Origin of the sequence: Enterobacter sp. FB, from assembly GCF_000805795.1 — a bacterium.
GTDB lineage: Bacteria > Pseudomonadota > Gammaproteobacteria > Enterobacterales > Enterobacteriaceae > Enterobacter > Enterobacter roggenkampii.
In genome coordinates, this window is the sequence record NZ_JSZC01000002.1 from 1 (window position 1) to 25770 (window position 25770).

The window sequence follows — 25770 nt, forward strand, 5'->3', positions numbered from 1 at the left end:
GGCCAGCGGCCTCAACCTGGTGACGGCGGCTATCGTGCTGTGGAACACGGTGTACCTGGAACGCGCCACCCAGGGGTTGGTCGAGGCCGGCAAGCCGGTGGACGGCGAGCTGCTGCAATTCCTGTCGCCGCTGGGCTGGGAGCACATCAACCTAACCGGCGATTACGTCTGGCGGCAGAGCCGCAGACTGGAAGACGGGAAGTTTCGGCCCTTACGGATGCCCGGAAAACCTTAGCGTACGATTTTTTCCGAATTCTGCGGGCTCCCGACTATGCTCAATACTCGTGTGCACCAAAGCGAGGTGAGCATGGCGACGGAGGCTCTGTTGCAAAGATTGGGGCAGTCAGAGGTAGGCTGTCGCTCTGCGCCGATCAGGCGGCTGCTGCGAAATGGTGGTTGAGCATGCCCATGGCCTCCGTCAGCGCCGAGGGCCCAATGCCAAAAGCTCTCTCCACAAGGCGCACCTCGCCCCTGATGCCGGGCTGCAGGCACCAGGGCGAGCCTGTCCTTTGCGCAGGCTCGCATGACTTCGAATCCCTTGATCGTGGCATAGCCGTGGGGATCGATTTGAAACCGCGCACCGGCTTGATCAGTATCTTGAGCTTTCCGTGATCGGCCTCGATCACGTTATTGAGGGCTCTGTTGCAAAGATTGCGGCAGTCAGAGGTAGGCTGTCGCTCTGCGCCGATCAGGCGGCTGCTGCGAAATGGTGGTTGAGCATGCCCATGGCCTCCGTCAGCGCCGAGGGCCCAATGCCAAAAGCTCTCTCCACAAGGCGCACCCTCGCCCCTGATGCCGGGCTGCAGGCACCAGGGGCGAGCCTGTCCTTTGCGCAGGGCTCGCATGACTTCGAATCCCTTGATCGTGGCATAGGCCGTGGGGATCGATTTGAAACCGCGCACCGGCTTGATCAGTATCTTGAGCTTTCCGTGATCGGCCTCGATCACGTTATTGAGATACTTCACCTGCCGGTGGGCCGTCTCCCGGTCCAGCTTTCCTTCGCGCTTCAATTCGGTGATCGCTGCACCATAGCTCGGCGCTTGTCGGTATTGAGCGTGGCAGCTTTTCCCAGTGCTTCAGGCCTCGCAGGGCCTTGCCCAGGAACCGCTTCGCTGCCTTGGCGCTGCGGGTCGGCGACAGGTAGAAATCGATCGTGTCGCCCCGCTTGTCGACTGCCCGGTACAGGTAGGTCCACTTGCCCCGCACCTTGACGTAGGTTTCATCCAGGCGCCAGCTCGGATCAAAGCCACGCCGCCAGAACCAGCGCAGCCGCTTCTCCATCTCCGGGCGTAGCACTGGACCCAGCGATAGATCGTCGTATGGTCGACCGAAATGCCGCGTTCCGCCAGCATTTCCTCAAGGTCGCGATAGCTGATCGGATAGCGACAATACCAGCGCACCGCCCACAGGATCACATCACCCTGGAAATGGCGCCACTTGAAATCCGTCATCGTTCCGTCCGTCCAATCTCCGCCAAGCATGCTCAAGCTTCACGATTTTTGCAACAGAGCCCACACGAGTATTGAGCATAGTCGAGATTGGTGCAGATCACTTCTGATATTGAACTGTCAGGAGCTGGCTGCACAACAGCCATTACGCCCAATCAACTGGTGCAGTCGTCTTCTGAAAATGACATTTGGTATCTCTCATAAACGGATGTTTTTGAGAGAACTATCTTCGGCCTTCACACGCACGAAAGGCGGCGAAGCTCCGCCGTTAATCCGTCCGCCGGAGATCTCGCCCAGGCAGGCTGAAGGCCGAGCAAGCCTGACAGGCCCGAAAAGCCCGGCACGGGCGTCGGCGGCGATGACGGCGGCGGCATTATCCAGGGTTGATGATGGAAGTGGAGGATATCGACAACCTCTCGCGCAACCAAGACATCGCGGTCGGACTGCAAGTGATCTTGAAGCCACGGGCCCGTCCCACCCCGACATGGACCTCGATGCCCGAACGGACGTTAGATTTCGAGTTCTAGGCGTTCTGCGATGAAGGTTGGATCCCAGCCGGGATTGAAAGTGTCGACGTGGGTGAATCCGAGCCGCTCGTATAGGCCACGCAGGTTCGGGTGGCAGTCGAGCCGCAGCTTGGCGCACCCCTGCGTTCGCGCGGCATGGCGGCAAGCCTCGATCAGCGCGGAGCTGACACCCCGGCCCGCATGTGTCCGTCGCACCGCGAGCTTGTGCAGATATGCGGCCTCCCCCTTGAGGGCGTCGGGCCAGAACTCGGGATCCTCGGCCGACAAGGTGCAACAGCCGACGATGCCGTCGCTGCAACTCGCGACTAGGAGCTCGGATCTCAGGACGAAGGTCTCCGCGAATGTCCGGTCGATCCGCGCGACGTCCCAGGCGGGCGTTCCCTTGGCGGACATCCACGCCGCAGCGTCGTGCATCAGCCGCACAACCTCGTCGATATCACCCGAGCAGGCGACCCGAACGTTCGGAGGCTCCTCGCTGTCCATTCGCTCCCCTGGCGCGGTATGAACCGCCGCCTCATAGTGCAGTTTGATCCTGACGAGCCCAGCATGTCTGCGCCCACCTTCGCGGAACCTGACCAGGGTCCGCTAGCGGGCGGCCGGAAGGTGAATGCTAGGCATGATCTAACCCTCGGTCTCTGGCGTCGCGACTGCGAAATTTCGCGAGGGTTTCCGAGAAGGTGATTGCGCTTCGCAGATCTCCAGGCGCGTGGGTGCGGACGTAGTCAGCGCCATTGCCGATCGCGTGAAGTTCCGCCGCAAGGCTCGCTGGACCCAGATCCTTTACAGGAAGGCCAACGGTGGCGCCCAAGAAGGATTTCCGCGACACCGAGACCAATAGCGGAAGCCCCAACGCCGACTTCAGCTTTTGAAGGTTCGACAGCACGTGCAGCGATGTTTCCGGTGCGGGGCTCAAGAAAAATCCCATCCCCGGATCGAGGATGAGCCGGTCGGCAGCGACCCCGCTCCGTCGCAAGGCGGAAACCCGCGCCTCGAAGAACCGCACAATCTCGTCGAGCGCGTCTTCGGGTCGAAGGTGACCGGTGCGGGTGGCGATGCCATCCCGCTGCGCTGAGTGCATAACCACCAGCCTGCAGTCCGCCTCAGCAATATCGGGATAGAGCGCAGGGTCAGGAAATCCTTGGATATCGTTCAGGTAACCCACGCCGCGCTTGAGCGCATAGCGCTGGGTTTCCGGTTGGAAGCTGTCGATTGAAACACGGTGCATCTGATCGGACAGGGCGTCTAAGAGCGGCGCAATACGTCTGATCTCATCGGCCGGCGATACAGGCCTCGCGTCCGGATGGCTGGCGGCCGGTCCGACATCCACGACGTCTGATCCGACTCGCAGCATTTCGATCGCCGCGGTGACAGCGCCGGCGGGGTCTAGCCGCCGGCTCTCATCGAAGAAGGAGTCCTCGGTGAGATTCAGAATGCCGAACACCGTCACCATGGCGTCGGCCTCCGCAGCGACTTCCACGATGGGGATCGGGCGAGCAAAAAGGCAGCAATTATGAGCCCCATACCTACAAAGCCCCACGCATCAAGCTTTTGCCCATGAAGCAACCAGGCAATGGCTGTAATTATGACGACGCCGAGTCCCGACCAGACTGCATAAGCAACACCGACAGGGATGGATTTCAGAACCAGAGAAAGAAAATAAAATGCGATGCCATAACCGATTATGACAACGGCGGAAGGGGCAAGCTTAGTAAAGCCCTCGCTAGATTTTAATGCGGATGTTGCGATTACTTCGCCAACTATTGCGATAACAAGAAAAAGCCAGCCTTTCATGATATATCTCCCAATTTGTGTAGGGCTTATTATGCACGCTTAAAAATAATAAAAGCAGACTTGACCTGATAGTTTGGCTGTGAGCAATTATGTGCTTAGTGCATCTAACGCTTGAGTTAAGCCGCGCCGCGAAGCGGCGTCGGCTTGAACGAATTGTTAGACATTATTTGCCGACTACCTTGGTGATCTCGCCTTTCACGTAGTGAACAAATTCTTCCAACTGATCTGCGCGGGAGGCCAAGCGATCTTCTTCTTGTCCAAGATAAGCCTGTCTAGCTTCAAGTATGACGGGCTGATACTGGGCCGGCAGGCGCTCCATTGCCCAGTCGGCAGCGACATCCTTCGGCGCGATTTTGCCGGTTACTGCGCTGTACCAAATGCGGGACAACGTAAGCACTACATTTCGCTCATCGCCAGCCCAGTCGGGCGGCGAGTTCCATAGCGTTAAGGTTTCATTTAGCGCCTCAAATAGATCCTGTTCAGGAACCGGATCAAAGAGTTCCTCCGCCGCTGGACCTACCAAGGCAACGCTATGTTCTCTTGCTTTTGTCAGCAAGATAGCCAGATCAATGTCGATCGTGGCTGGCTCGAAGATACCTGCAAGAATGTCATTGCGCTGCCATTCTCCAAATTGCAGTTCGCGCTTAGCTGGATAACGCCACGGAATGATGTCGTCGTGCACAACAATGGTGACTTCTACAGCGCGGAGAATCTCGCTCTCTCCAGGGGAAGCCGAAGTTTCCAAAAGGTCGTTGATCAAAGCTCGCCGCGTTGTTTCATCAAGCCTTACGGTCACCGTAACCAGCAAATCAATATCACTGTGTGGCTTCAGGCCGCCATCCACTGCGGAGCCGTACAAATGTACGGCCAGCAACGTCGGTTCGAGATGGCGCTCGATGACGCCAACTACCTCTGATAGTTGAGTCGATACTTCGGCGATCACCGCTTCCCTCATGATGTTTAACGCCTGGCACAGCTGCCGACAAAATTGGCGCTTGTTTTGCCGGCTTTTTGGCAAAACAAGTGACACTTTTGGCGGTCAGTTGCTGCCACTTGTTAACCCTTTTGCCAGATTTGGTAACTATAATTTATGTTAGACACGAAGTCTTGGCTAAAAACTGGCCTAAAACTACTGGGGATTTCTGGAAAATAGACATCACCTTCTGGCTCAATGTCGATTGTTGAAATATGTAAAGTATCAACTTTATCGATCAGGCTTTTGTATATTTCACCACCACCAGACACAATCACATGATCCGTTATCGTCTTCAGATGATTTAGCGCTTCATCGATAGATGGAAATACCAATACATTCTCATCACTGGAAGTGAAGCTTGAACGAGTTACAACGGCATATTTTCGGTTGGGTAAAGCCCCCATTGACTCGAAAGTCTTTCGGCCTACCAAAAGCCACTGATTATAGGTAATCGCTTTGAAGAGTAATTGTTCCCCTTTGGCACTCCATGGAATATCTGGGCCATTTCCGATAACTCCATTCTTCGAAATTGCTGCCATTAGTGATAGTTTCACGATACTTCCTTAGGGGTTAACTTTGTTTTAGGGCGACTGCCCTGCTGCGTAACATCGTTGCTGCTCCATAACATCAAACATCGACCCACGGCGTAACGCGCTTGCTGCTTGGATGCCCGAGGCATAGACTGTACAAAAAAACAGTCATAACAAGCCATGAAAACCGCCACTGCGCCGTTACCACCGCTGCGTTCGGTCAAGGTTCTGGACCAGTTGCGTGAGCGCATACGCTACTTGCATTACAGTTTACGAACCGAACAGGCTTATGTCCACTGGGTTCGTGCCTTCATCCGTTTCCACGGTGTGCGTCACCCGGCAACCTTGGGCAGCAGCGAAGTCGAGGCATTTCTGTCCTGGCTGGCGAACGAGCGCAAGGTTTCGGTCTCCACGCATCGTCAGGCATTGGCGGCCTTGCTGTTCTTCTACGGCAAGGTGCTGTGCACGGATCTGCCCTGGCTTCAGGAGATCGGAAGACCTCGGCCGTCGCGGCGCTTGCCGGTGGTGCTGACCCCGGATGAAGTGGTTCGCATCCTCGGTTTTCTGGAAGGCGAGCATCGTTTGTTCGCCCAGCTTCTGTATGGAACGGGCATGCGGATCAGTGAGGGTTTGCAACTGCGGGTCAAGGATCTGGATTTCGATCACGGCACGATCATCGTGCGGGAGGGCAAGGGCTCCAAGGATCGGGCCTTGATGTTACCCGAGAGCTTGGCACCCAGCCTGCGCGAGCAGCTGTCGCGTGCACGGGCATGGTGGCTGAAGGACCAGGCCGAGGGCCGCAGCGGCGTTGCGCTTCCCGACGCCCTTGAGCGGAAGTATCCGCGCGCCGGGCATTCCTGGCCGTGGTTCTGGGTTTTTGCGCAGCACACGCATTCGACCGATCCACGGAGCGGTGTCGTGCGTCGCCATCACATGTATGACCAGACCTTTCAGCGCGCCTTCAAACGTGCCGTAGAACAAGCAGGCATCACGAAGCCCGCCACACCGCACACCCTCCGCCACTCGTTCGCGACGGCCTTGCTCCGCAGCGGTTACGACATTCGAACCGTGCAGGATCTGCTCGGCCATTCCGACGTCTCTACGACGATGATTTACACGCATGTGCTGAAAGTTGGCGGTGCCGGAGTGCGCTCACCGCTTGATGCGCTGCCGCCCCTCACTAGTGAGAGGTAGGGCAGCGCAAGTCAATCCTGGCGGATTCACTACCCCTGCGCGAAGGCCATCGGTGCCGCATCGAACGGCCGGTTGCGGAAAGTCCTCCCTGCGTCCGCTGATGGCCGGCAGCAGCCCGTCGTTGCCTGATGGATCCAACCCCTCCGCTGCTATAGTGCAGTCGGCTTCTGACGTTCAGTGCAGCCGTCTTCTGAAAACGACACCATGTGCAAACGATGTCAGAATAGAGTTAAATTTCCTATTGATTGACATATTCCGTCAAAGGTAATAGATTTCATCCTGACACTTTTGCCTTTGGAGGCATCTTGCAAGGTCAACGCATCGGCTATGTCCGCGTCAGCAGCTTCGACCAGAACCCGGAACGGCAATTGGAGGGTGTTCAGGTGGCGCGGGTGTTCACCGACAAGGCTTCTGGCAAGGACACCCAGCGTCCCGAGCTGGAAAGGCTGCTGGCCTTCGTCCGCGAGGGCGACACCGTGGTGGTGCATAGCATGGACAGGCTGGCACGCAACCTTGATGACCTGCGCCGCATCGTCCAAGGGCTGACACAACGGGGCGTGCGCATGGAGTTCGTCAAAGAAGGGCTGAAGTTCACCGGCGAGGACTCACCGATGGCCAATCTGATGCTGTCGGTCATGGGAGCCTTCGCTGAGTTCGAGCGCGCCCTGATCCGCGAACGTCAGCGCGAGGGAATCGTGCTGGCCAAGCAGCGCGGTGCCTACCGGGGACGAAAGAAATCGCTGAACAGCGAACAAATTGCCGAGTTGAAACGGCGAGTTGCGGCAGGCGACCAAAAAACCTTGGTGGCCCGTGACTTCGGCATCAGCCGCGAAACCTTGTACCAGTACCTGCGGGAAGACTGACCATGCCACGCCGCTCAATCCTGTCCGCCACCGAGCGCGAAAGCCTGCTGGCACTGCCAGATGCCAAAGACGAACTGATACGGCACTACACGTTCAACGAAACCGACCTGTCGGTGATCCGTCAGCGTCGCGGCGCCGCGAATCGATTGGGCTTCGCTGTGCAGCTTTGCTACTTGCGATTCCCTGGCACCTTTTTGGGCGTCGATGAGCCTCCGTTTCCGCCCCTGTTGCGCATGGTGGCCGCGCAACTCAAGATGCCAGTGGAAAGTTGGAGCGAGTACGGCCAGCGCGAACAGACACGGCGGGAGCACTTGGTCGAGCTGCAAACGGTTTTTGGGTTCAAGCCCTTCACCATGAGCCACTATCGGCAAGCCGTGCATACATTGACCGAGCTGGCCTTGCAGACCGACAAAGGCATCGTGCTGGCGAGCGCACTTGTCGAGAATCTGCGGCGGCAGAGCATTATCCTGCCCGCCATGAATGCCATCGAGCGCGCAAGCGCCGAGGCCATCACCCGTGCCAACCGACGCATTTACGCGGCGCTGACCGATTCTTTGTTATCACCCCACCGTCAGCGCCTGGACGAACTTCTCAAGCGCAAGGACGGCAGTAAAGTGACGTGGCTGGCATGGCTGCGCCAGTCGCCTGCCAAACCGAACTCTCGCCACATGCTCGAACATATTGAGCGCCTGAAATCCTGGCAAGCACTTGATCTGCCCGCAGGCATCGAGCGGCAGGTTCACCAGAACCGCCTGCTCAAAATCGCTCGTGAAGGTGGCCAGATGACGCCTGCTGATCTGGCAAAGTTCGAGGTGCAACGACGCTATGCCACGCTGGTAGCGCTGGCCATCGAAGGCATGGCCACCGTCACCGATGAAATCATCGACCTTCACGATCGCATCATCGGCAAGCTGTTCAACGCGGCCAAGAACAAGCATCAGCAGCAGTTCCAGGCTTCCGGCAAGGCGATCAACGACAAGGTGCGGATGTATGGGCGCATCGGTCAAGCGTTGATTGAGGCCAAGCAAAGCGGCAGCGATCCGTTCGCCGCCATCGAGGCCGTTATGCCCTGGGACACCTTCGCCGCCAGCGTCACCGAAGCGCAAACATTGGCGCGGCCTGCCGACTTTGATTTCCTGCACCACATCGGTGAAAGCTATGCCACGCTACGCCGCTACGCGCCGCAGTTCCTGGGCGTGCTCAAATTGCGGGCTGCGCCCGCCGCCAAGGGTGTGCTCGATGCCATCGACATGCTGCGCGGCATGAACAGCGACAGCGCGCGCAAGGTGCCCGCCGATGCGCCAACCGCATTCATCAAGCCGCGCTGGGCAAAGCTGGTTCTGACCGACGACGGCATCGACCGGCGTTACTACGAGTTATGCGCCCTGTCGGAGCTGAAGAACGCGCTGCGCTCCGGTGATGTCTGGGTGCAGGGTTCTCGCCAGTTCAAGGACTTCGACGAATACCTGGTGCCGGTCGAGAAGTTCGCCACTTTGAAGCTGGCCAGCGAATTGCCGCTGGCAGTGGCCACCGACTGCGACCAATACCTGCATGACCGGTTGGAATTGTTGGAGGCGCAACTCGCCACAGTCAACCGCATGGCTGCGGCCAACGACTTACCGGATGCCATCATCACCACCGCGTCAGGCCTGAAGATCACGCCGCTGGACGCGGCAGTACCAGACGCCGCGCAAGCCATGATCGACCAGACAGCTATGCTGCTGCCGCACCTCAAAATCACCGAGTTGCTGATGGAGGTCGATGAATGGACGGGCTTCACCCGCCACTTCACACACCTGAAGACCAGCGACACGGCCAAGGACAAAACCTTGCTGTTGACGACGATCCTGGCCGACGCGATCAACCTGGGTCTGACCAAAATGGCCGAGTCCTGCCCTGGCACCACCTACGCCAAGCTGTCTTGGCTGCAAGCCTGGCACATCCGCGATGAAACCTATTCGACGGCGCTGGCCGAGCTGGTGAATGCGCAGTTTCGGCAACCCTTCGCCGGCAACTGGGGTGACGGCACCACGTCATCGTCGGACGGCCAGAACTTCAGAACCGGCAGCAAAGCAGAAAGCACTGGTCATATCAACCCGAAGTATGGAAGCAGTCCAGGACGGACTTTCTACACCCATATCTCCGACCAGTACGCGCCCTTCAGTGCCAAGGTGGTCAACGTGGGCATTCGTGATTCAACTTACGTGCTTGATGGCCTGCTGTACCACGAGTCGGACTTGCGCATCGAGGAACACTACACCGACACGGCAGGCTTCACCGATCACGTGTTTGGCTTGATGCATTTGCTGGGATTTCGCTTCGCGCCGCGTATCCGTGACTTGGGCGAAACCAAGCTATTCATCCCCAAGGGCGATGCCGCCTATGACGCGCTCAAGCCGATGATTAGCAGCGACAGGCTGAACATCAAGCAAATACGCGCCCATTGGGATGAAATTCTGCGGCTGGCCACCTCCATCAAGCAAGGCACGGTAACGGCTTCGCTGATGCTGCGCAAACTCGGCAGCTACCCGCGCCAGAACGGCTTGGCCGTGGCGTTGCGCGAGCTGGGGCGCATCGAGCGCACGCTGTTCATTTTGGATTGGCTGCAAAGCGTGGAGCTGCGCCGCCGCGTCCATGCGGGGCTGAATAAGGGCGAGGCGCGCAACGCGCTGGCCAGGGCGGTCTTCTTCTACCGATTGGGTGAAATCCGCGACCGCAGTTTTGAGCAGCAGCGCTACCGGGCCAGCGGCCTCAATCTGGTGACGGCGGCCATCGTGTTGTGGAACACGGTATATCTGGAGCGTGCCACCAGTGCTTTGCGTGGCAACGGCACGGCGCTGGACGACACATTGTTGCAATATCTGTCGCCGCTGGGGTGGGAGCACATCAACCTGACCGGCGATTACCTATGGCGCAGCAGCGCCAAGGTCGGTGCGGGGAAGTTTAGGCCATTGCGACCGCTGCCACCGGCTTAGCGTGCTTTATTTTCCGTTTTCTGAGACGACCCCTGGAACATAACCCCGACGGGCTTACCACGGGTTCCCCATGCCATTTCCAGTGCTTTCATGGTGAGCCTGCTGTCCGGCGAGAACGACATGGCCCAGCCCACTGGTTTTCTTGCGAACAGGTCGAGAACAACGGCGAGGTACGCCCAGCGCTTACCCGTCCAGATATAGGTCACATCACCGCACCACACCTGATTTGGTTCCGTTACGGCGAACTGTCGCTCAAGATGATTCGGGATAGCAACGTGCTCATGACCGCCACGCTTATACCGGTGAGTCGGCTGCTGGCAACTGACCAGCCCCAGCTCTTTCATGAGTCTGCCAGCAAGCCAGCGCCCCATCTGGTAGCCTCTCTGGGTTGCCATTGTGGCGATGCTTCTTGCTCCGGCAGAGCCGTGGCTGATGCCATGCAGTTCAAGTACCTGACTGCGTAATACAGCCCGTCTGCCGTCTGGCTTTTCAGGACGGTTTTTCCAGTATTTGTAGCTGCTGCGATGAACCCCGAACACATGGCAGAGAGTGGCCACAGGATAACGCGCCCTGAGTTTCCCGATTATCGAGAACTGTTCAGGGAGTCTGACATCAAGAGCGCGGTTGTAGATTCAATTGGTCAACGCAACAGTTATGTGAAAACATGGGGTTGCGGAGGTTTTTTGAATGAGACGAACATTTACAGCAGAGGAAAAAGCCTCTGTTTTTGAACTATGGAAGAACGGAACAGGCTTCAGTGAAATAGCGAATATCCTGGGTTCAAAACCCGGAACGATCTTCACTATGTTAAGGGATACTGGCGGCATAAAACCCCATGAGCGTAAGCGGGCTGTAGCTCACCTGACACTGTCTTAGCGCGAGGAGATACGAGCTGGTTTGTCACCCAAAATGAGCATTCGTGCGATAGCTACTGCGCTGAATCGCAGTCCTTCGACGATCTCACGTGAAGTTCAGCGTAATCGGGGCAGACGCTATTACAAAGCTGTTGATGCTAATAACCGAGCCAACAGAATGGCGAAAAGGCCAAAACCGTGCTTACTGGATCAAAATTTACCATTGCGAAAGCTTATTCTGGAAAAGCTGGAGATGAAATGGTCTCCAGAGCAAATATCAGGATGGTTAAGGCGAACAAAACCACGTCAAAAAACGCTGCGAATATCACCTGAGACAATTTATAAAACGCTGTACTTTCGTAGCCGTGAAGCGCTACACCACCTGAATATACAGCATCTGCGACGGTCGCATAGGGAAGGTGCGAATAAGCAGGTCATTTCTTCCCAAGCTGACTCGCTGATTAAAATTTCGCGGATCTGGGCCGATTTTTTTCCCGCAAACACATCGAATCAGCCTATTTAGGCTATTTTTTCCACCATTTCTGGCGTTATTTCCGGTTTTTACTGAGATCTCTCCCACTGACGTATCATTTGGTCCACCCGAAACAGGTTGGCCAGGGTGAATAACATCGCCAGTTGGTTATCGTTTTTCAGCAGCCCCTTGTATCTGGCTTTCACGAAGCCGAACTGCCGCTTGATGATGCGAAACGGGTGCTCCACCCTGGCACGGATGCTGGCTTTCATGTATTCGATGTTGATGGCCGTTTTGTTCTTGCGCGGATGCTGCTTCAAGGTTTTTACCTTGCCGGGACGCTCGGCGATCAGCCAGTCCACATCCACCTCGGCCAGCTCCTCGCGCTGTGGCGCTCCTTGGTAGCCGGCATCGGCTGAGACAAATTGCTCCTCTCCATGAAGCAGATTACCCAGCTGATTGAGGTCATGCTCGTTGGCCGCGGTGGTGACTAGGCTGTGGGTCAGGCCACTCTTGGCATCGACACCAATGTGGGCCTTCATGCCAAAGTGCCACTGATTGCCTTTCTTGGTCTGATGCATCTCCGGATCGCGTTGCTGCTCTTTGTTCTTGGTAGAGCTGGGTGCCTCAATGATGGTGGCATCCACCAAAGTGCCTTGGGTCATCATGACGCCTGCTTCGGCCAGCCAGCGATTGATGGTCTTGAACAATTGACGGGCCAGTTGATGCTGCTCGAGCAGGTGGCGGAAATTCATGATGGTGGTGCGATCCGGCAGGGCGCTATCCAGGGATAATCGGGCAAACAGGCGCATGGAGGCGATTTCGTACAGGGCATCTTCCATGGCACCGTCGCTCAGGTTGTACCAATGCTGCATGCAGTGAATACGCAGCATGGTCTCCAGCGGATAGGGCCGTCGGCCATTGCCCGCCTTGGGATAAAACGGCTCGATGACAGCGGTCATATTCTGCCATGGCAGAATCTGCTCCATGCGGGAGAGGAAAATCTCTTTTCGGGTCTGACGGCGCTTAGTGCTGAATTCACTATCGGCGAAGGTGAGTTGATGGCTCATGATGTCCCTCTGGGATGCGCTCCGGATGAATATGATGATCTCATATCAGGAACTTGTTCGCACCTTCCCTAATCATCCCGCCGAATACACTGGTACCGATCGCATGCTTTGTGCTGTCACTGGCCCCATGGTAAGCATCAGCGGAACAGTGTTTAATGTGAAAACCAGAGAAGTAATCCGTATTGACCACAAGCGCTGCTTCAATGCAATCAATGTCGCATCAATAAGGGTCTTTCCTTCTTTCATCAATTGTTTCGCGAATTCGATAACCAGAATCGCATTCTTAGCGGAAAGGCCAATCAGGGTTATCTGGCCCACTTTGAAAAAGACGTCATTCGTCATATTCGTTACGGCTAAAGCCAGCACAGCGCCGAGCAATCCAAAGGAACTATAAGCATTTCCGCTAAGGGAACGGACTAGGTTTCGTAAAGAGCAATACCACCAGTATCAAGGCGAGATAGCTGCTTTATCTACTTATTAAAATGTACCTTTGAAAAAGTAGACTTTCTGCGATACGCTCTGGCGGTATCATTTCCCCCGATTTTTCACGCAGCGCGCCGGACGGTTTCCGGCCCTGACGGAGCCCTGGATGACACAGATGCCTGATGATGATCCTGACCTGTCCATGTCGCCGGCGGTCATACCACCTGATGGGGATTTCCTGCCGGCGCTGACAGGCGGCGAGGGTCCGGTCAGTCCCGCCCGGGCGTACCTGCTTTCCCTGAATTCCCCCCGCAGCCGGCAGACCATGGCCTCGTTCCTTAGCATCGTCGCGGACATGCTCGGTTCAGCTTCCATGGATGCCTGCAGCTGGGGCAGCCTGCGGCGTCATCACGTGATGGCTGTGACCGAGCTGCTGCGCGATAGCGGGCGGGCCACGGCCACCGTCAACACCTACCTTTCGGCACTCAAGGGCGTGGCGAAGGAAGCCTGGATGCTCAGGCTGATGGACGTGGAAAGCTTCCAGCACATCCGGGCGGTGCGCAACCTGCGCGGCAGCCGTCTCCCCCGCGGCCGGGCCCTGCTGCCGGAGGAGATCCTAGCGCTGTTCAGTACCTGCGAGGATGATGGCTCCAGTATCGGCCTCCGGGATGCGGCGATGCTGGGTGTCATTCTTGGCTGCGGCCTGCGCCGGTCGGAGGCCGTGGGGCTGGATTTGAGTGACGTTGTCACCACTGAGCGAGCACTCAGGGTGCTGGGTAAGGGGAACAAGGAACGGCTGGCCTATATGCCGGCGGGCACCTGGCAGCGGCTAAAGCTGTGGATCGATGAAGTGCGCGGAGAAAAAGACGGGCCGCTGTTTACCCGTATCCGTCGCTTTGACACCCTGACGAATGACCGTCTCACCGACCAGGCAGTGTACCATGTCCTGCAGGTGCGCCAGCGCCAGGCAGGAATAGCGAAATGCGCCCCGCACGATTTAAGGCGTACTTTTGCCACGGCCATGCTGGATAATGGGGAAGACCTGATTACGGTGAAGGATGCGATGGGTCATGCCAGCGTCACCACCACCCAGCAGTACGATCGCCGCGGCGAGGCGCGCCTGCGAACGGCGCGCGACCGTCTGGATCTGATATGAACTTAACAACACGTTAAGATAACAAGTTAACAAGATAGTAGGTGTGGATGCTCGCATGCTTGCAATTTTCTGAAATGGCGTCACATTGGAACTTCCGTTAAAGTAGGTCTGCCGGCTATCCCGTTTCCCCTTCTGAACCGGGGTGGTTTGGATATGCGGGATGGCCGGTCCTTTTCGTTCTTTTGCCGGGTACCATATGTGATTTTTAGGGTTATGAAGCGTGAAAATCTTCTGCAACTTCAGAAAAGTAGCTGAGTAACCGTGTATCTCTCGCGGGCATACGTTCATGAGCCGGTGTTATCAGCCCCATCAGCAGAAAGCGGCCGCTATCCCACATGTGTTCTGTGTAAATGAGATAGTGATCTGAGGTACGGTTGTAATTCTCTTGTCTGGCACTCCAGGTGAGCTGGAAATGCAGATTAACGTGAATATGCTGGACGTTAGCATCGACAGCGAATGGCGGGTAATCAAAAGGGGCGTCCCTTCCAAGAAGATTTGACGGTGCGCCAGTTGATTTATACGTAATGAACTCTGCTTGTAACTGGCTCTCCAGCTCAGGGTAAACGGCAAACGTGGGCTGGAAAAAAGTATCCCACGTGACATGACTGTACTCAGCTGTTAACGCCATTTAGCCGCTGCCCTGTTGCCTGAATCCAGCAGGTGATTCATGGCCGAGAGGTTGATTCCAGAGTCACGCACTTCTGTCGTTCGTGTGATTTGATCAATAAGACTGAGGTAGTTTTTAGTCGCAAGACTGACCATTTTAATGGCCTTAAAGAATGCAAACTCAACAGAATTCCTGTCATACGACTGAACGATTTTTTTTTCCGGCAGCATCAGAACAAAGGACTCTGCGATACCTGCGACATGGATAGTATGATTTCTGATGTCGCTGGCGACTTTGATAGCGCCGGCGAAATCGCTGTCTGCATACCGTGCCAGCTCGATGCGACTTGAGCGTAATTCTTCAGCTACGTCATTGAGAGCAACAGTGAGCTCGCTGATATCGGTTTTGTTGACTCTGGAGCCCATTTCGTAAACCCGTTCAACAATCGTAGGCTGACACGCAACCGCTTTGGGTTGCGGCTGGAAACTGGCAAGAACCAGTGCCACTGCGGCCTGCAAGTGCTGGATTTTAAATTTCACGACGGGCTCCATAATCATCATCTCTCGACGAGGCGCTGCATTTTACTACTGAACTTAACTATATGCTAAAAAAAGTTGGTTGCATATGTGGCTGGCACAGCAAACAGGAAATTGAAATCTTCTATCTGGCCGTGGCTTTCCGGATTGCTACCTGAAGCCTGTCAGCGGTTACGGCTTCCGGGAAAACCGTGATGGTGTCGGGAGTCGCCCCGCTAACGGGCATGACGATGATCCCCGGCGTTCCGGTGAGTCCCAGCGCCTCCGACAGATTGCTGTTTTTCTCAAGAGACGCGGTATGGTCGCCAGGAGCTGAGGTGGCCAGCCCCGCCTTTGACGCTGCAACGCGAATATCCTCCACCGTCAGTTTGCCTTCATTATGCCCGGTGGCGTAGATGGCATTGTGATATGTGACATAGGCCTGCGGCCCTTTCTGTTGCCAGACCGTCAGCCCCTGCTGTGCAGCCTGAAGTGAAGCTTCCCAGCGGCCACCAAATATTGGCCACTCCTTAAAGAGGTAACGGACGTCCGGCTGCGCTTTCATGACCTTCTCCAGCTCCGGCGCGAAGCGGCTGCAGAACACGCACTGGTAATCAAAGAATTCAATCACCGCGACCTTTGCATTATCAGGCCCGTAAACCGGGGTGTCCGGATCATGCAGAAGGTTCGACTGATTCTCCATCACGTTGAGTGCAAACATCTTCTGCTTACGTGCCTCCTGCTGTTCCTGCAGCTTATTACTGACGGTCACCAGAATCTCCGGGTGAGATACCAGATAGTCGGCAGCGATTTCGCCGATACGAGCTTCCTGCTCCGGGCTGAATACCGGCTGAGGTGCTGAAGCGTGTGCCGTTGAAATAAAGCTAATGTATGTTGTAACTATTAATGCGGCTAATTTTTTTGCTTTCATTGTCTGATTCTCATGGTTAAAAGGGGGATTAACGTTCTTTCTGAATGGTTCGGGTGAGGGTTTGTTCTTCACGCTCCAGCGTGCGGCCGCGTTCAGTATTTTCTGCCGCCCTGAGCATGTCGCGCTCTACGTTTGCCAGATCTGCAATCACACGCGATGCCCGCGACTGTTCACCAGCGGTCTTGTCAGCACCTTCCAGCTCGCTTCTGACGCCTGCAGCGGCTTTTTTTTCCTGTCCATCAGTGTTTTCCTCACCTCTGACCCTGGCGATCACATCCGCATCCGGGTTGAGTGGTTCCGGTTTACGCGGGTTAATGTCTTCCGGTTTCAGTCTGATAACCTCTTCCTGTGGAACTTCCGCCAGCAACGACTCCGGCTGCCTGCTCCGTCCGGCTTCTTCATTGCGAACCTGGTCTGCCAGCATTTGCTCGCGCAGCTGCTGTACGTTCTGTTCGTCCGTCAGCGTGGAGACAATACCCGGCGACACATCCTGTTTTGTCCCACCGCTTACCTTAAGCAGCCATGCTGAAGGCGGTTCATCACCGGTCTGCCAGACCACGCCGTCCTTTGGATGATTTCGTACTGCATCGAGTGCAGCCGTAAGGTCGCTGGCCACAATCGTGTTTCCGGACTGACTCCGCTGCAGCACGGCGCCACGGGTACGCTCTGTCATGACCATTCGGGTCGCCCCCTGAGTCATCCGTCCTTCCGGGCTGGAAACCAGGGAAACCAGGGCCAGGCCCGCACTCCTGCCATTGTTGTCATAAACCGGCAGCGCCAGCGCCGGTTCAGGAAAGCGCCGGGTGGCCGGGATGATTTTTGCCGTCAGTGACGCATCCTGCATGCCCTGATGGCGCACCCAGGCGCGACCGATGGCCGTTTTATTCACCGGCTGCCCCATTGCCCAGATGGCTTTCGCCTGTTTGCGCTGCGTTTCCGGTGCCAGCGCATCGTGCGCAGTTTTGATATCACGCTCCGGTGTTTTTACCGCCTTAACCCAGTCCGCTTTCCCGTCGGTGTATATCTGGACGTGCTCTTTCACGCGTGAGGCTGAAATGTAGAAGGCACGACGGGAAGCCAGTGCCTTACGTCCGTCTTTCGTGCCCTCAAGCGCAATGACATAATCACTGCTGGCCCCCTGTGCGCCGTAGCCGGTGACGGCCCAGCCGTAGTCGATATGCTGCTGCGCCCGGACCTTCTCCGGATTGATGGTGACGCGACCGTTCTCCCCTTTCAGACGGATATTCCCCTCCTCGCTGACCGACTCCACCGTATAGCGCTGGTTGGCCATCTGCCCCTGTTCGCGATCGGTCGCCGTGAACTTAAGCAGATCGCCGGAACGGACTTCCATCTCGCTGCGGCGAAACAGCTGCACGTCACCGGTGATCAGCTCATTCGGTGAAATCAGAGCAATCTTCCCTTCCTCATCACGTACCGTCACCGTTCTGCCGTTACGGTCAACAGCCACCACATCCTGGTAGCGGTCACCGCGTTTAACCACCATCCCTGCTTCCCAGGCCTCTGTTTTGTTGAACTCATGGCGCGTATGGGTGATTTTATCGAGCACAGGCACCTTAATGGCCTTCTCCCCCAGTTCTCCCCGCGCTGCAAGCGCGGCATGAATGCCGGCATTTATCGCCTTACGGTCGGCGTTCAGCTGCGCAATGATGAGCGTACGGGACCGCGCCTCCGGCGTCCGGTCCTTCCAGTCCGCCACGATGTCGTTAACAGGCGTCTCCGTTTCCTGAATCGCACTTTCCGGGAGCGCGGCTGAAGCGCTACGCGCCACACGGTCAGTCGGCTGGGTTTCAATGCGCTGCAGGGCCGCATCGATCCGGTTATCGATGATGTCGTGAACGGCGCCGCGCAACTGCAGGTCTTTCTGACGGACGATTTCCTTCATGATGGCCACATCCATCGGGCTTCGCTCCTGCATCAGCTTAAACGGCGCGCCCACGTCGACCGCTTCAAACTGGTCGATATCCCCCATCGAGACTGCACGTCCGCCGCCGCTGGCAATGGCCTGGAACAATGCCGCCGTATCCTGGTTGCCTGCCATTGATGATTCATCGATAAGAAACACCTGTCCTTTATAGTCAGGTTTCCCGCCTGCGGCCGTCGCCTGGTCATGCTCAACGACAAAGGATTTGATGGTCTGTGCCCGTACACCGACGTCGCTCATTTCTTTCACCGCCTGGTGCGTAGGAGCAAGCCCCGTCATCACCGGACGAACGTCCGCCGGTAGGGTCTCCAGTGCAGATATCACCGCCTTTAGCTGCGTGGTTTTCCCCACGCCGGCATAGCCCTGAATCCCGATAAACTGATCCGTGGTACCCAGCACCAGGGTGGTCGACTTTTTCTGGCCATCGGTGAGTCCGTTCAGCACGGCCTCCGGTACCTGTTCCAGCAACGGCTGCTGCGTACCTTTCCCTTCCTCCACCACGCGCAGAATGGCTTTCTCCATCTCCCAGGTGGACCGGGACACCAGTACCGGCTCTCCCCCTGCGGATACGGACAACAGCTCGCCATTTTTAATCATCGCGCCAATTTCATTCCCGATGGCTTCGAGGTCGGGATGATATTTCTGCGCTTCCGTCGCGAGCTTAAGCTCGCTGATCACCACGGTGCGCTGGTCGTTAATGGCACGCCAGACGGCCAGGCCCGCGTCAGTCCTGACGTTGTCATGCAGTGAATCAACCGCCTGACTGACGTCCTGGTGACCGCTCAGATTTCTGACCAGCTGCACGGGAGAGGCATTGGTCTTCATACGCTGCAGCCGGGCTTCGGCCCGGTCCTGCACTTCGGCCGTGAACACTTCCGCCCGGTGGCCACTCTGTGCCAGCGAGTTCATGGTCTGGGTCGATATGTCGCGGCTGTTCAGCGCGGCCAGCACCACGCCGGTGTCGTTATCCCGTCCGCCCGGCGCGGTCACGTAAGCATGTGACAGATAGAGCGGCTGGTCTTTTGGCAGAGTCAGGGTGTCTTCCCCCCGTTTAACCTCAATCCCCTTTTCACTTATCCCGGTCACCTCAAGACGATCTTTGGCCTTCAGGCTGTGCTCGCGGTCACCCGCCACGGACAGCAGTTTTTCGCCGGTGGCCACGCTGAGGGTTTCACGGCTGAAGAGACGCCAGTCAGCGCTGATATCCCCGATTTTCATCCGGGTCAGCACGCCGTCACCGTCGATTAGCGAGAGGACTCGCGTGTCCTCATGCACCCGGTCAATCACATAGGACTTACGCTCTTTTGCGTCCGTGCGATCTTCAAGCACCATGCCGGGACGGTACGAACCTGGCATGCGGCGCGTTTTGCTGTCGAGCCACACCGGCTGCCGGGCCTCTATCTCCACGCCGTCACGCCCCAGCTGCCCTGCGTTCTGCAGCGCCTCACGTACCAGACCCGTCAGCTGCGCCTGTTCACGTTTGCCGACCACGACGGCGGTGACGTTATCAGTTCCTCCGCTCAGCTCTGCAAACCGGTTGGCCAGCGCCTCGTAACGGTCGCGTTTGTTCGGAATACTGACCACTTCGGCCTCAAGCCCGGGCGCAGGCTCCGTGCGGCGGGAGCGAGCAACTCCCGCGGACTCCAGAACGGACATGGCGTTACCGTTCGCCTGCCGTCCGGCACTGTCGAGAAAGACCAGCTGTGCGTCCTGCGCGCGCGCTTCGCCCAGCAGAACCAGCGTCTCCTTTAGCCCCAGACGCTCTGCCCCTTCGATAATCAGCGTGCTCTGGGGTTTAAGGTGGAAATCACCGCTCAGAACATGCTGCCGGCTGATAATCCGTTCACGCAAATCGTCGGATTTTGCCAGCGAAATAGCGCGCTCGGCAGAGCTGGCCAGCACCTGCACGTCACGACCGTTCGCGCCGGCAATACCGGCCAGCTGCGCGGTCAGGTCACGGATACCTGCCACGCCTGACGGGGCATTCATCAGAACCAGGGCGTCTTTCTCTACCACTTCCAGCGCCGCTGGCGCGTACTGCGCCGGACGGGTGAAACTGACGACTTTTGTGGATTTGAGATGTTCCTGACTCAGCGCCTGGATCGAGAGTTCATCCAGCAGGTGAATACGGGAGGTGAAGACCCCTTTCTCACTGTCCAGCGGCACAATCATGCCGTCCTTCATCGCCGCATCGATGGCCACACGAATTTCCTGAATTTCCGGCAGCCGTTCGCTCAGCTCAGCGGTGGTCATCATCAGCTCGCCAAAGGTGAAGCGCGTTTTACTGTCGCTGAGCTGCGAGATGGCCAGCCGGACAGCCTCAGTCAGTTCCGGGCGGGGTATTTCAGTGTCCAGCTGCGCGGCAGGTAAGCGCCTGGTCGCCGGCGTCTTTTCGGGACAGGTCTGTGCCGGCTGACTCAGCGTGTCAGTTTGTTGTGGTACTGGCTGACGGGACAGGCTCTCCCGTTCTGCGGGTTGAGCAGGTGTGTCGACGCTCTTTTCTGCCGTGGACGACGTCTGCAGAGAAGACTGTTCAGGCCCGGCAGGAACCGGTTTAGCCTGGTGACCTTGCTCCGGCTGAGGCGCGGTCTCACGAAGACCTGCATCACGCGGCACCACGCTCTCCTGATACGCCTTCAGGTCAAATCCCTTCTCCTTCATCTGGCCCAGCCAGCGCTCCATCAGGCGCATCCGCGAAGGGTCAACTTTCGCCCTGCGGGTGTCTTTGGCGGCCACATCCCGGCTGCGCAGCGTGGCTTCCGCCCCCACGGCCCCCTGTATTTCCCTGCCCCGTGAGGAATATTCGTCCCTGACTTCTTCCGGAACGCCCTTGATCTCCCACATGCCATGCTTGCCTACTTCTTCCACTTCATGGCCAAGAGCTTCAACCCGCTCACGAAGCGCGCTGCGATAAATTTTCCCGAGGGTGACCTGGTGCTTCATGACGGTTTCGATAAAGCCGGCGTTATGGATATAGTCCGTGGCCAGGGCTTTCCATTTGCCCGCATACTCCGTCATGTTGGCAATCAGGAGATGGGTGTGCAGCTGAGGATCAAGATTGCGCGAGGTATCATGTGTATAGGCGGCCGCCACCATCTTGCCGGTGTGTACAATGGACGTAACGCCGTCTTTCGTGTCGCGGGCCGAGATGAGCTTCTCCACATAGCCAGCCGCCACGCGGACGGCATGGTTATGTGCTTCCACCATTTCTTTATCATTCCCAATGAGCGCCAGAATGGACACGCTCTTGGGAGCGGAAAAGGTCAGGTCATGGCCCGGGCGGTGGACGTGCTGTCCGTTAACCTCCTTGCCCAGCCGTGAGCCGTCCGGCAGACGGCCCTCGAGCACGGCCGTCAGGTCATCGCCACGGACGTTGCCCTCAAGGCCCAGCTCTTTTGCACCTTCCCCCATCCAGAGGCTCTGCAGGCTGCCCAGAAAATAGTAGTTATCGGAATTGCTGTAGTAGCCTGCAGCCTCGCCGGCTGACGCTACTGGGGCGACTGACATCATAGGTCATGCTCTCTGTCGTTATAGTGATGGTCGTTTTCGTCGTAACCCGGGTCGTCCGCGTGACGGTGAAGTAAAATGTTCTCTTCTTCCTGCGCCAGCTGACGGTGGGTGCTGTGGGCTTCATCCTGGGTCTGCGGTGTCACTGACTTCCCTGCCGTCGTCAGACTCAGGCCGCCGTCAGGCAGTGCCGTCACCTTCATATCCAGGTTCATTGATTCGCCCGCATTCTCGCTGGCCTGACCTTCTTCTCCGCCTGAGGTGGCTCCGGTATTGAGCCGCCGTTTCAGCATCCCCAGCGCGCCGGCTGCAGCAGGCTCGGAGGAAGTATCCAGCTGGGTTCTGCTGCGGATTTTTTGCAGTGCTGCAGGTATTTCCGGTTTAAGGGGCGCAGTCTCTTTTTGACGAGTTACTGAAGGAGGAGAAGACCGAAGTGAAACGACGTTGTCTTTTTTGTCTTCGGTGACAGGGTCTGTCACCGTGCTGTGATTTTCAGTTACTACTTCCGGGACCACTGGCTCTGTCCGCGATGTGACGTGCTCCCTGGCAGGTACCGGCTTCTGTTCAGGAGCAGCGCTGCGCGAAGGTTTCGGTTCTTCCATTCGGGTACGAGCCACTTTTTCGGTGGCCGGAGTTACCGGTGAGCCGGATGCCCCTGCAGAAGAAACCGGAGCAGGATTGTCAGCTGCAGATGATGTCTCGCTCCCCTTCTCCAGCACTTCATCGCCGGTCGGGAACGTCAGACCTGCGGCAGCCGCTGCGCGCTCGTTCTCCTGAATAACCTTCTCCAGCTCCGGACTGAGCGCATCGCGGATATTGCGCTCGAGAAGGCCTGCCTGCCGCTTCTTCGGCGCGCGATATTTCAGTTTCAGACGGACGACCGGATACTCACCCGGGAGGCGCACATAAAAGTTGAGGTTTGGCAGACGCATGATCTGCTCGTAGTCGACAATCGGGTTATTGACCTCGTCTTTACCGAGAGATACGCCGTCACGCACCTGGTCCAGACCGTAGCTGTTCTGCTCACGGATTTTGCGCTTACGCTGGTTGCCCAGTTCCTTTTCCACCACTTCGGCCATCTCCGCACTCGGTGAACGACCGTACATTCGGGTGTTCAACAGGTCGAAGATGCTTTTGGCCAGCTCGCGGCCATAGACGTGAACCAGCTGCGCCATGTTCTGCATCCCCAGCACGAAACAGCCGCCAAACTTACGCGCCTCGGCAAGCGTCTCAGCCAGCTCGGGGATGCGCTGCAGGCTGGGGGCTTCATCGATAATGAACCATACGCGGCGGTCGCTGTTCTCTCCCATGCTCTGCAGCATCAGCGTGGCCAGAGATACCCACAGCGAGATCAGAGGACGTACACTCTTGCGGTGACGTGCCTGGGTTGAAATAAACAGCCAGCTGCTGTCATAGCGTTCCTGCGTCATCCATTCCCGGATGGTGAACGGTGGCTTCGTTCCGTCATCCAGCCCCTGCAGATAGCGCAGGGCTTTGGCGTAGTTGGTTACCACTGAGCGAATGGAAATGGCCGTTTTCTCGATCTTCTCCTCAACCAGGTTGGCTGAGGGTGTGTTGGCCAGATAGTCACGCAGATTTTTCATGCTGAGGGACAGCAGGGTTTTGAGGAACTTCTCAATGCTGCGTTCCGGGTCTGTCGACATACGAATTGCAAGGTCGGCATAAATAGTTCGCGAACTGGATACCCAGAACGGATCGGAATCCCCTTCAGCCGGAATGAGGCTGGCGGCCAGGTTGTCGTAATCGACCGCGTCAACGCACTCCCCCCACATCTGCCAGTTTGCACAGCGTTCATCGTGAGCATTAAGGATGAAATCGGTGGACGGGTTGTAGTGGGTTTCTGTGAAGGTACAACCTGAGTCGTAGATGATGGCCCGGTCACCGCGTTTGCGGATGTAGTCGAGTAACCAGCGTATCAGCGTCGACTTCCCCACCCCGATAGTGCCATGCATCAGGAAGTTGAGTACCTCCGCCATCCTGACCATATGCAGATCACCCACGCGCAGGTCAGAGAACTCACCGTTTTTACGCAGGAGCTTGTTCACTTCAGCTGGCTTATCAGTCAGCTGCATCCCGGAAATGTATTCATCTTCACTTTCCTTTCTGCCGATACTGGCGATAAACCAGGTCACGGCGATAAACACCACCATACAGAACAGCCCGCTGCCACCGGCTGCCCACTGCAGCTCACGCAGGCACTGGTCGCCCATCGCCTGCATGTACGGGTCGGTATAAATCTGCGGCAGGGTCATTTTGAGCACCATTGCCGTCGCCGTTGGCGCATACCAGTAGTGGACGTCGTAGATTTTTGGCGTTCCCGATGCCGGCATCAGGTCAATAAAGCTGCTGTTGATACTGGCGAACCACCACAGGGAACCGTTATCCAGGGCTTCCTGAGGGATTCGCCAGAGAAAGATGGCGGTAGTCAGTACGGCGAACAGGATGAAGATCCAGAATCCTATCCAGTTGTTCACCTGAATGAACATGCGCCAGCGGTAGGCGGTCATCTGCCCGCCCTGGGTGAGGTTTTTTCCTGCGAAGCTCATAGCGTGTTGTCCGGCCGTTATCGCATCACCTGCTCGGTGATGTGTGTTATCAGAGAAGAAACGTTGAAAAGGGTGATGAAAAAATGTGGTACCGCGTGGGGGTTAATCGTCAGGTTATTACATCTGACTCAGGCCTGCTGACATCCGTCCTCCCAGTCCTGTTTATTAATGTATGCAGCCACAAAACGGACTGACGAGGCCACATCCCTATAAACCGCTGAATGCCCCCCCCGGGGCTCCAGATCGTAAAGGGTAAATTCATAGCCAGCCCAGAAAGCAACAATGGTCATACCCTGCCCCTCAGGAAGTGAACCGAATACATTCATCCAGGCCCTTGCTGCCATCAGCTCGCTTTCCAGATGGATAAGTGACCAGAATTCAGCTGAGTAATCTGCACGTTCATTTCTCTGATGCATCATGATGGACGAACTCCTTGAAATTAAGGACGCAACGCTCGCCGCAGACAGGGCTGCGCCTGGCGCAGTCATGCGAGGAAGCGTAATTACTGGTAACTGACAGAAAGCACTGACGCACCCTGCTCCGGAAAGAACGCGGTAAATATCAGTCTGAGGGGGAACAGGCTGTGACGGTCGCCACAGCCGCAGGGTATTACATGATGCCGGCGATGGATTTGGCCAGCTGAGCTTCCAGGACAGGTTTCGCCTCTTCGAACTTGAGGTTTACCTTGTTGGCATTGGATACCACACGGGTCTGGTATTTGGCGCGGTTACCCTGTTCTGAGCTGGTCTGTAGCTTGACGCCTGAGGTTCCCTGCTTCAGTGCAGCAATATTGTCAGTCGTGACGGTCGCCTTGCTGCGCTCGGAAATTTGCAGATCGGTCACCATCGTGTAGTTCACGTCTTCAACCATTTCATCTGCAGCCATACCAATCAGGCCACTGGCAAGCCCTACACCCAGCGTTGCGCCCGCTGAAGACGAGTTATACGCCGTAATACCCGCACCCAGTGCAGCTCCCATTGCCGCACCTTCGTACCCGGTCTTGAGGAAGCCCTGCGCATCACGCAGATCCATCTTTTCGGCTTCCAGCACGTTTGCCTGAATCCAGTAGTAGGCGGTGTCAGGAGAACTGGTGACGCGGTAACCTTTCGCGGCCAGTTCATTTGTAATTTGTGCCTGCAGACCAGACATGTCCTTGTCAGAGGTATTACGGATCTGCAAATAAACAGTCTTCTCTGATGATGGTTCCAGCCAGATGGTTTCACTCATCTGGGTTTTGACATCAAGATTACGTTTCTTCACCGCAGTGGACATGGCGCCACAACCTGACAGAGCGAGAGTAGAAGCGATCAGACCTACAACGGCTAATTGTTTTAATTTCATGAATTCATCCTGTGCATAGAAAAACGTCCCCGTTAGCGAGATATAGCTAACAGAGACGTTATCGGCTGATTTGAAAGGGAA

18 protein-coding genes and 7 pseudogenes are annotated in these 25770 nt (G+C 56.8%); 7 read left to right on the forward strand and 18 right to left on the reverse strand.

What is annotated here, in order from left to right:
* Positions 1-235 (forward strand): Tn3 family transposase (locus tag PI91_RS00060; protein WP_131093071.1); only part of this gene is annotated, 235 nt, incomplete at its 5' end.
* 136 nt (positions 236-371) lie between these two features.
* On the opposite strand, the pseudogene PI91_RS26305 reads toward PI91_RS00060, so the two are convergent.
* From PI91_RS26305 to dfrA15, 7 genes and pseudogenes are all read right to left on the reverse strand, one after another.
* Positions 372-635: pseudogene (locus tag PI91_RS26305) on the reverse strand (DDE-type integrase/transposase/recombinase); the annotation flags it as partial.
* A 53-nt stretch (positions 636-688) separates the two neighbouring features.
* Positions 689-1451: pseudogene (locus tag PI91_RS24235) on the reverse strand (IS6-like element IS6100 family transposase).
* A 506-nt stretch (positions 1452-1957) separates the two neighbouring features.
* A complete protein-coding gene (locus PI91_RS00075; protein ID WP_000376623.1) occupies positions 1958-2458 on the reverse strand; it encodes a GNAT family N-acetyltransferase in 501 nt (166 codons plus the stop codon).
* A 127-nt stretch (positions 2459-2585) separates the two neighbouring features.
* Positions 2586-3425 carry a sulfonamide-resistant dihydropteroate synthase Sul1 gene (sul1, locus tag PI91_RS00080; RefSeq protein ID WP_000259031.1) on the reverse strand — a complete coding sequence of 280 codons (840 nt, stop codon included), beginning with the start codon at positions 3423-3425 and terminating at the stop codon, positions 2586-2588.
* Positions 3419-3766 carry a quaternary ammonium compound efflux SMR transporter QacE delta 1 gene (locus PI91_RS00085; protein ID WP_000679427.1) on the reverse strand — a complete coding sequence of 116 codons (348 nt, stop codon included), beginning with the start codon at positions 3764-3766 and terminating at the stop codon, positions 3419-3421. The genes sul1 and PI91_RS00085 overlap by 7 nt, the downstream gene beginning before the upstream one ends.
* A gap of 116 nt (positions 3767-3882) precedes the next feature.
* Positions 3883-4721: pseudogene (gene aadA1 / locus PI91_RS00090) on the reverse strand (ANT(3'')-Ia family aminoglycoside nucleotidyltransferase AadA1).
* A 101-nt stretch (positions 4722-4822) separates the two neighbouring features.
* Positions 4823-5296, reverse strand: coding sequence for a trimethoprim-resistant dihydrofolate reductase DfrA15 (gene dfrA15, locus PI91_RS00095; RefSeq protein ID WP_001355915.1), 474 nt, complete (start codon positions 5294-5296; stop codon positions 4823-4825).
* 156 nt (positions 5297-5452) lie between these two features.
* On the opposite strand from dfrA15, the gene intI1 reads away from it, so the two are divergent.
* The 3 genes from intI1 (at position 5453) to PI91_RS00110 (ending at position 10304) form a co-directional block, all read left to right on the forward strand.
* Positions 5453-6466 (forward strand): class 1 integron integrase IntI1, encoded by a 1014-nt coding sequence (gene intI1 / locus PI91_RS00100; protein ID WP_000845048.1) that lies wholly within the window; start codon positions 5453-5455, stop codon positions 6464-6466.
* 305 nt (positions 6467-6771) lie between these two features.
* Positions 6772-7329: a recombinase family protein gene (locus PI91_RS00105; protein ID WP_001162012.1), complete on the forward strand. Its 558-nt coding sequence runs from the start codon at positions 6772-6774 to the stop codon at positions 7327-7329.
* Between the two features lie 2 nt (positions 7330-7331).
* The gene (locus tag PI91_RS00110; protein ID WP_001138073.1) at positions 7332-10304 is read left to right on the forward strand and encodes a Tn3 family transposase; all 2973 of its coding nucleotides are present in this window, start codon (positions 7332-7334) and stop codon (positions 10302-10304) included.
* Positions 10305-10330: 26 nt separating this feature from the next.
* Here PI91_RS00110 and PI91_RS00115 read toward each other — a convergent pair.
* Positions 10331-10927: pseudogene (locus PI91_RS00115) on the reverse strand (IS3 family transposase); the annotation flags it as partial.
* Between PI91_RS00115 and PI91_RS26310 the strand changes: the two are divergent.
* Both PI91_RS26310 and PI91_RS24265 read left to right on the forward strand, forming a co-directional pair.
* Positions 10915-10995: pseudogene (locus tag PI91_RS26310) on the forward strand (hypothetical protein); the annotation flags it as partial. The pseudogenes PI91_RS00115 and PI91_RS26310 overlap by 13 nt on opposite strands.
* A pseudogene (locus tag PI91_RS24265) lies at positions 10992-11570 on the forward strand (IS30-like element IS30 family transposase); the annotation flags it as partial. The pseudogenes PI91_RS26310 and PI91_RS24265, both read left to right, overlap by 4 nt.
* On the opposite strand, the gene PI91_RS26580 reads toward PI91_RS24265, so the two are convergent.
* From PI91_RS26580 to PI91_RS24270, 3 genes and pseudogenes are all read right to left on the reverse strand, one after another.
* The gene (locus tag PI91_RS26580) at positions 11532-11738 is read right to left on the reverse strand and encodes a hypothetical protein (RefSeq protein WP_369803979.1); all 207 of its coding nucleotides are present in this window, start codon (positions 11736-11738) and stop codon (positions 11532-11534) included. The pseudogene PI91_RS24265 and the gene PI91_RS26580 sit on opposite strands and share 39 nt — an antisense overlap.
* On the reverse strand, positions 11720-12700 hold the full coding sequence (locus tag PI91_RS00120) for an IS5-like element ISKpn26 family transposase (protein ID WP_000019445.1): 981 nt from the start codon (positions 12698-12700) through the stop codon (positions 11720-11722). Before PI91_RS00120 ends, PI91_RS26580 begins: the two co-directional genes overlap by 19 nt.
* Positions 12701-12770: 70 nt before the next feature.
* Positions 12771-13116, reverse strand: a pseudogene (locus tag PI91_RS24270) (efflux RND transporter permease subunit); the annotation flags it as partial.
* Positions 13117-13289: 173 nt separating this feature from the next.
* Here PI91_RS24270 and PI91_RS00130 point away from each other — a divergent pair.
* Positions 13290-14279 (forward strand): tyrosine-type recombinase/integrase, encoded by a 990-nt coding sequence (locus PI91_RS00130; RefSeq protein WP_023327721.1) that lies wholly within the window; start codon positions 13290-13292, stop codon positions 14277-14279.
* A 211-nt stretch (positions 14280-14490) separates the two neighbouring features.
* Here the strand turns inward: PI91_RS00130 and PI91_RS24275 are convergent, their stop codons facing one another.
* From PI91_RS24275 to traT, 7 genes are all read right to left on the reverse strand, one after another.
* The gene (locus PI91_RS24275; RefSeq protein ID WP_023327722.1) at positions 14491-14907 is read right to left on the reverse strand and encodes a type II toxin-antitoxin system YafO family toxin; all 417 of its coding nucleotides are present in this window, start codon (positions 14905-14907) and stop codon (positions 14491-14493) included.
* On the reverse strand, positions 14898-15425 hold the full coding sequence (locus tag PI91_RS00140) for a hypothetical protein (RefSeq protein WP_223195142.1): 528 nt from the start codon (positions 15423-15425) through the stop codon (positions 14898-14900). Before PI91_RS00140 ends, PI91_RS24275 begins: the two co-directional genes overlap by 10 nt.
* Positions 15426-15546: 121 nt before the next feature.
* Entirely contained in the window at positions 15547-16332 is a 786-nt protein-coding gene (locus PI91_RS00145; RefSeq protein ID WP_039265163.1) for a DsbA family protein, read from the reverse strand.
* Between the two features lie 28 nt (positions 16333-16360).
* On the reverse strand, positions 16361-21784 hold the full coding sequence (gene traI, locus PI91_RS00150; RefSeq protein WP_039265164.1) for a conjugative transfer relaxase/helicase TraI: 5424 nt from the start codon (positions 21782-21784) through the stop codon (positions 16361-16363).
* Positions 21781-24348: a type IV conjugative transfer system coupling protein TraD gene (traD, locus tag PI91_RS00155; protein ID WP_039265165.1), complete on the reverse strand. Its 2568-nt coding sequence runs from the start codon at positions 24346-24348 to the stop codon at positions 21781-21783. The genes traI and traD overlap by 4 nt, the downstream gene beginning before the upstream one ends.
* Positions 24349-24476: 128 nt before the next feature.
* A complete protein-coding gene (locus tag PI91_RS00160) occupies positions 24477-24767 on the reverse strand; it encodes a hypothetical protein (protein ID WP_039265166.1) in 291 nt (96 codons plus the stop codon).
* 190 nt (positions 24768-24957) lie between these two features.
* Entirely contained in the window at positions 24958-25689 is a 732-nt protein-coding gene (gene traT, locus PI91_RS00165) for a conjugal transfer complement resistance protein TraT (RefSeq protein ID WP_039265168.1), read from the reverse strand.
* Positions 25690-25770 lie beyond the last annotated feature (81 nt).

Bases quoted from the DNA above. Each gene is read 5' to 3' on its own strand.
- PI91_RS00075 (WP_000376623.1), bottom strand. From the start codon at position 2,458: ATGGACAGCGAGGAGCCTCCGAACGTTCGGGTCGCCTGCTCGGGTGAT.
- sul1 (WP_000259031.1), bottom strand. From the start codon at position 3,425: ATGGTGACGGTGTTCGGCATTCTGAATCTCACCGAGGACTCCTTCTTC.
- PI91_RS00085 (WP_000679427.1), bottom strand. From the start codon at position 3,766: ATGAAAGGCTGGCTTTTTCTTGTTATCGCAATAGTTGGCGAAGTAATC.
- intI1 (WP_000845048.1), top strand. From the start codon at position 5,453: ATGAAAACCGCCACTGCGCCGTTACCACCGCTGCGTTCGGTCAAGGTT.
- PI91_RS00110 (WP_001138073.1), top strand. From the start codon at position 7,332: ATGCCACGCCGCTCAATCCTGTCCGCCACCGAGCGCGAAAGCCTGCTG.
- PI91_RS00120 (WP_000019445.1), bottom strand. From the start codon at position 12,700: ATGAGCCATCAACTCACCTTCGCCGATAGTGAATTCAGCACTAAGCGC.
- PI91_RS00130 (WP_023327721.1), top strand. From the start codon at position 13,290: ATGACACAGATGCCTGATGATGATCCTGACCTGTCCATGTCGCCGGCG.
- PI91_RS24275 (WP_023327722.1), bottom strand. From the start codon at position 14,907: ATGGCGTTAACAGCTGAGTACAGTCATGTCACGTGGGATACTTTTTTC.
- PI91_RS00145 (WP_039265163.1), bottom strand. From the start codon at position 16,332: ATGAAAGCAAAAAAATTAGCCGCATTAATAGTTACAACATACATTAGC.
- traI (WP_039265164.1), bottom strand. From the start codon at position 21,784: ATGATGTCAGTCGCCCCAGTAGCGTCAGCCGGCGAGGCTGCAGGCTAC.
- traD (WP_039265165.1), bottom strand. From the start codon at position 24,348: ATGAGCTTCGCAGGAAAAAACCTCACCCAGGGCGGGCAGATGACCGCC.
- PI91_RS00160 (WP_039265166.1), bottom strand. From the start codon at position 24,767: ATGATGCATCAGAGAAATGAACGTGCAGATTACTCAGCTGAATTCTGG.
- traT (WP_039265168.1), bottom strand. From the start codon at position 25,689: ATGAAATTAAAACAATTAGCCGTTGTAGGTCTGATCGCTTCTACTCTC.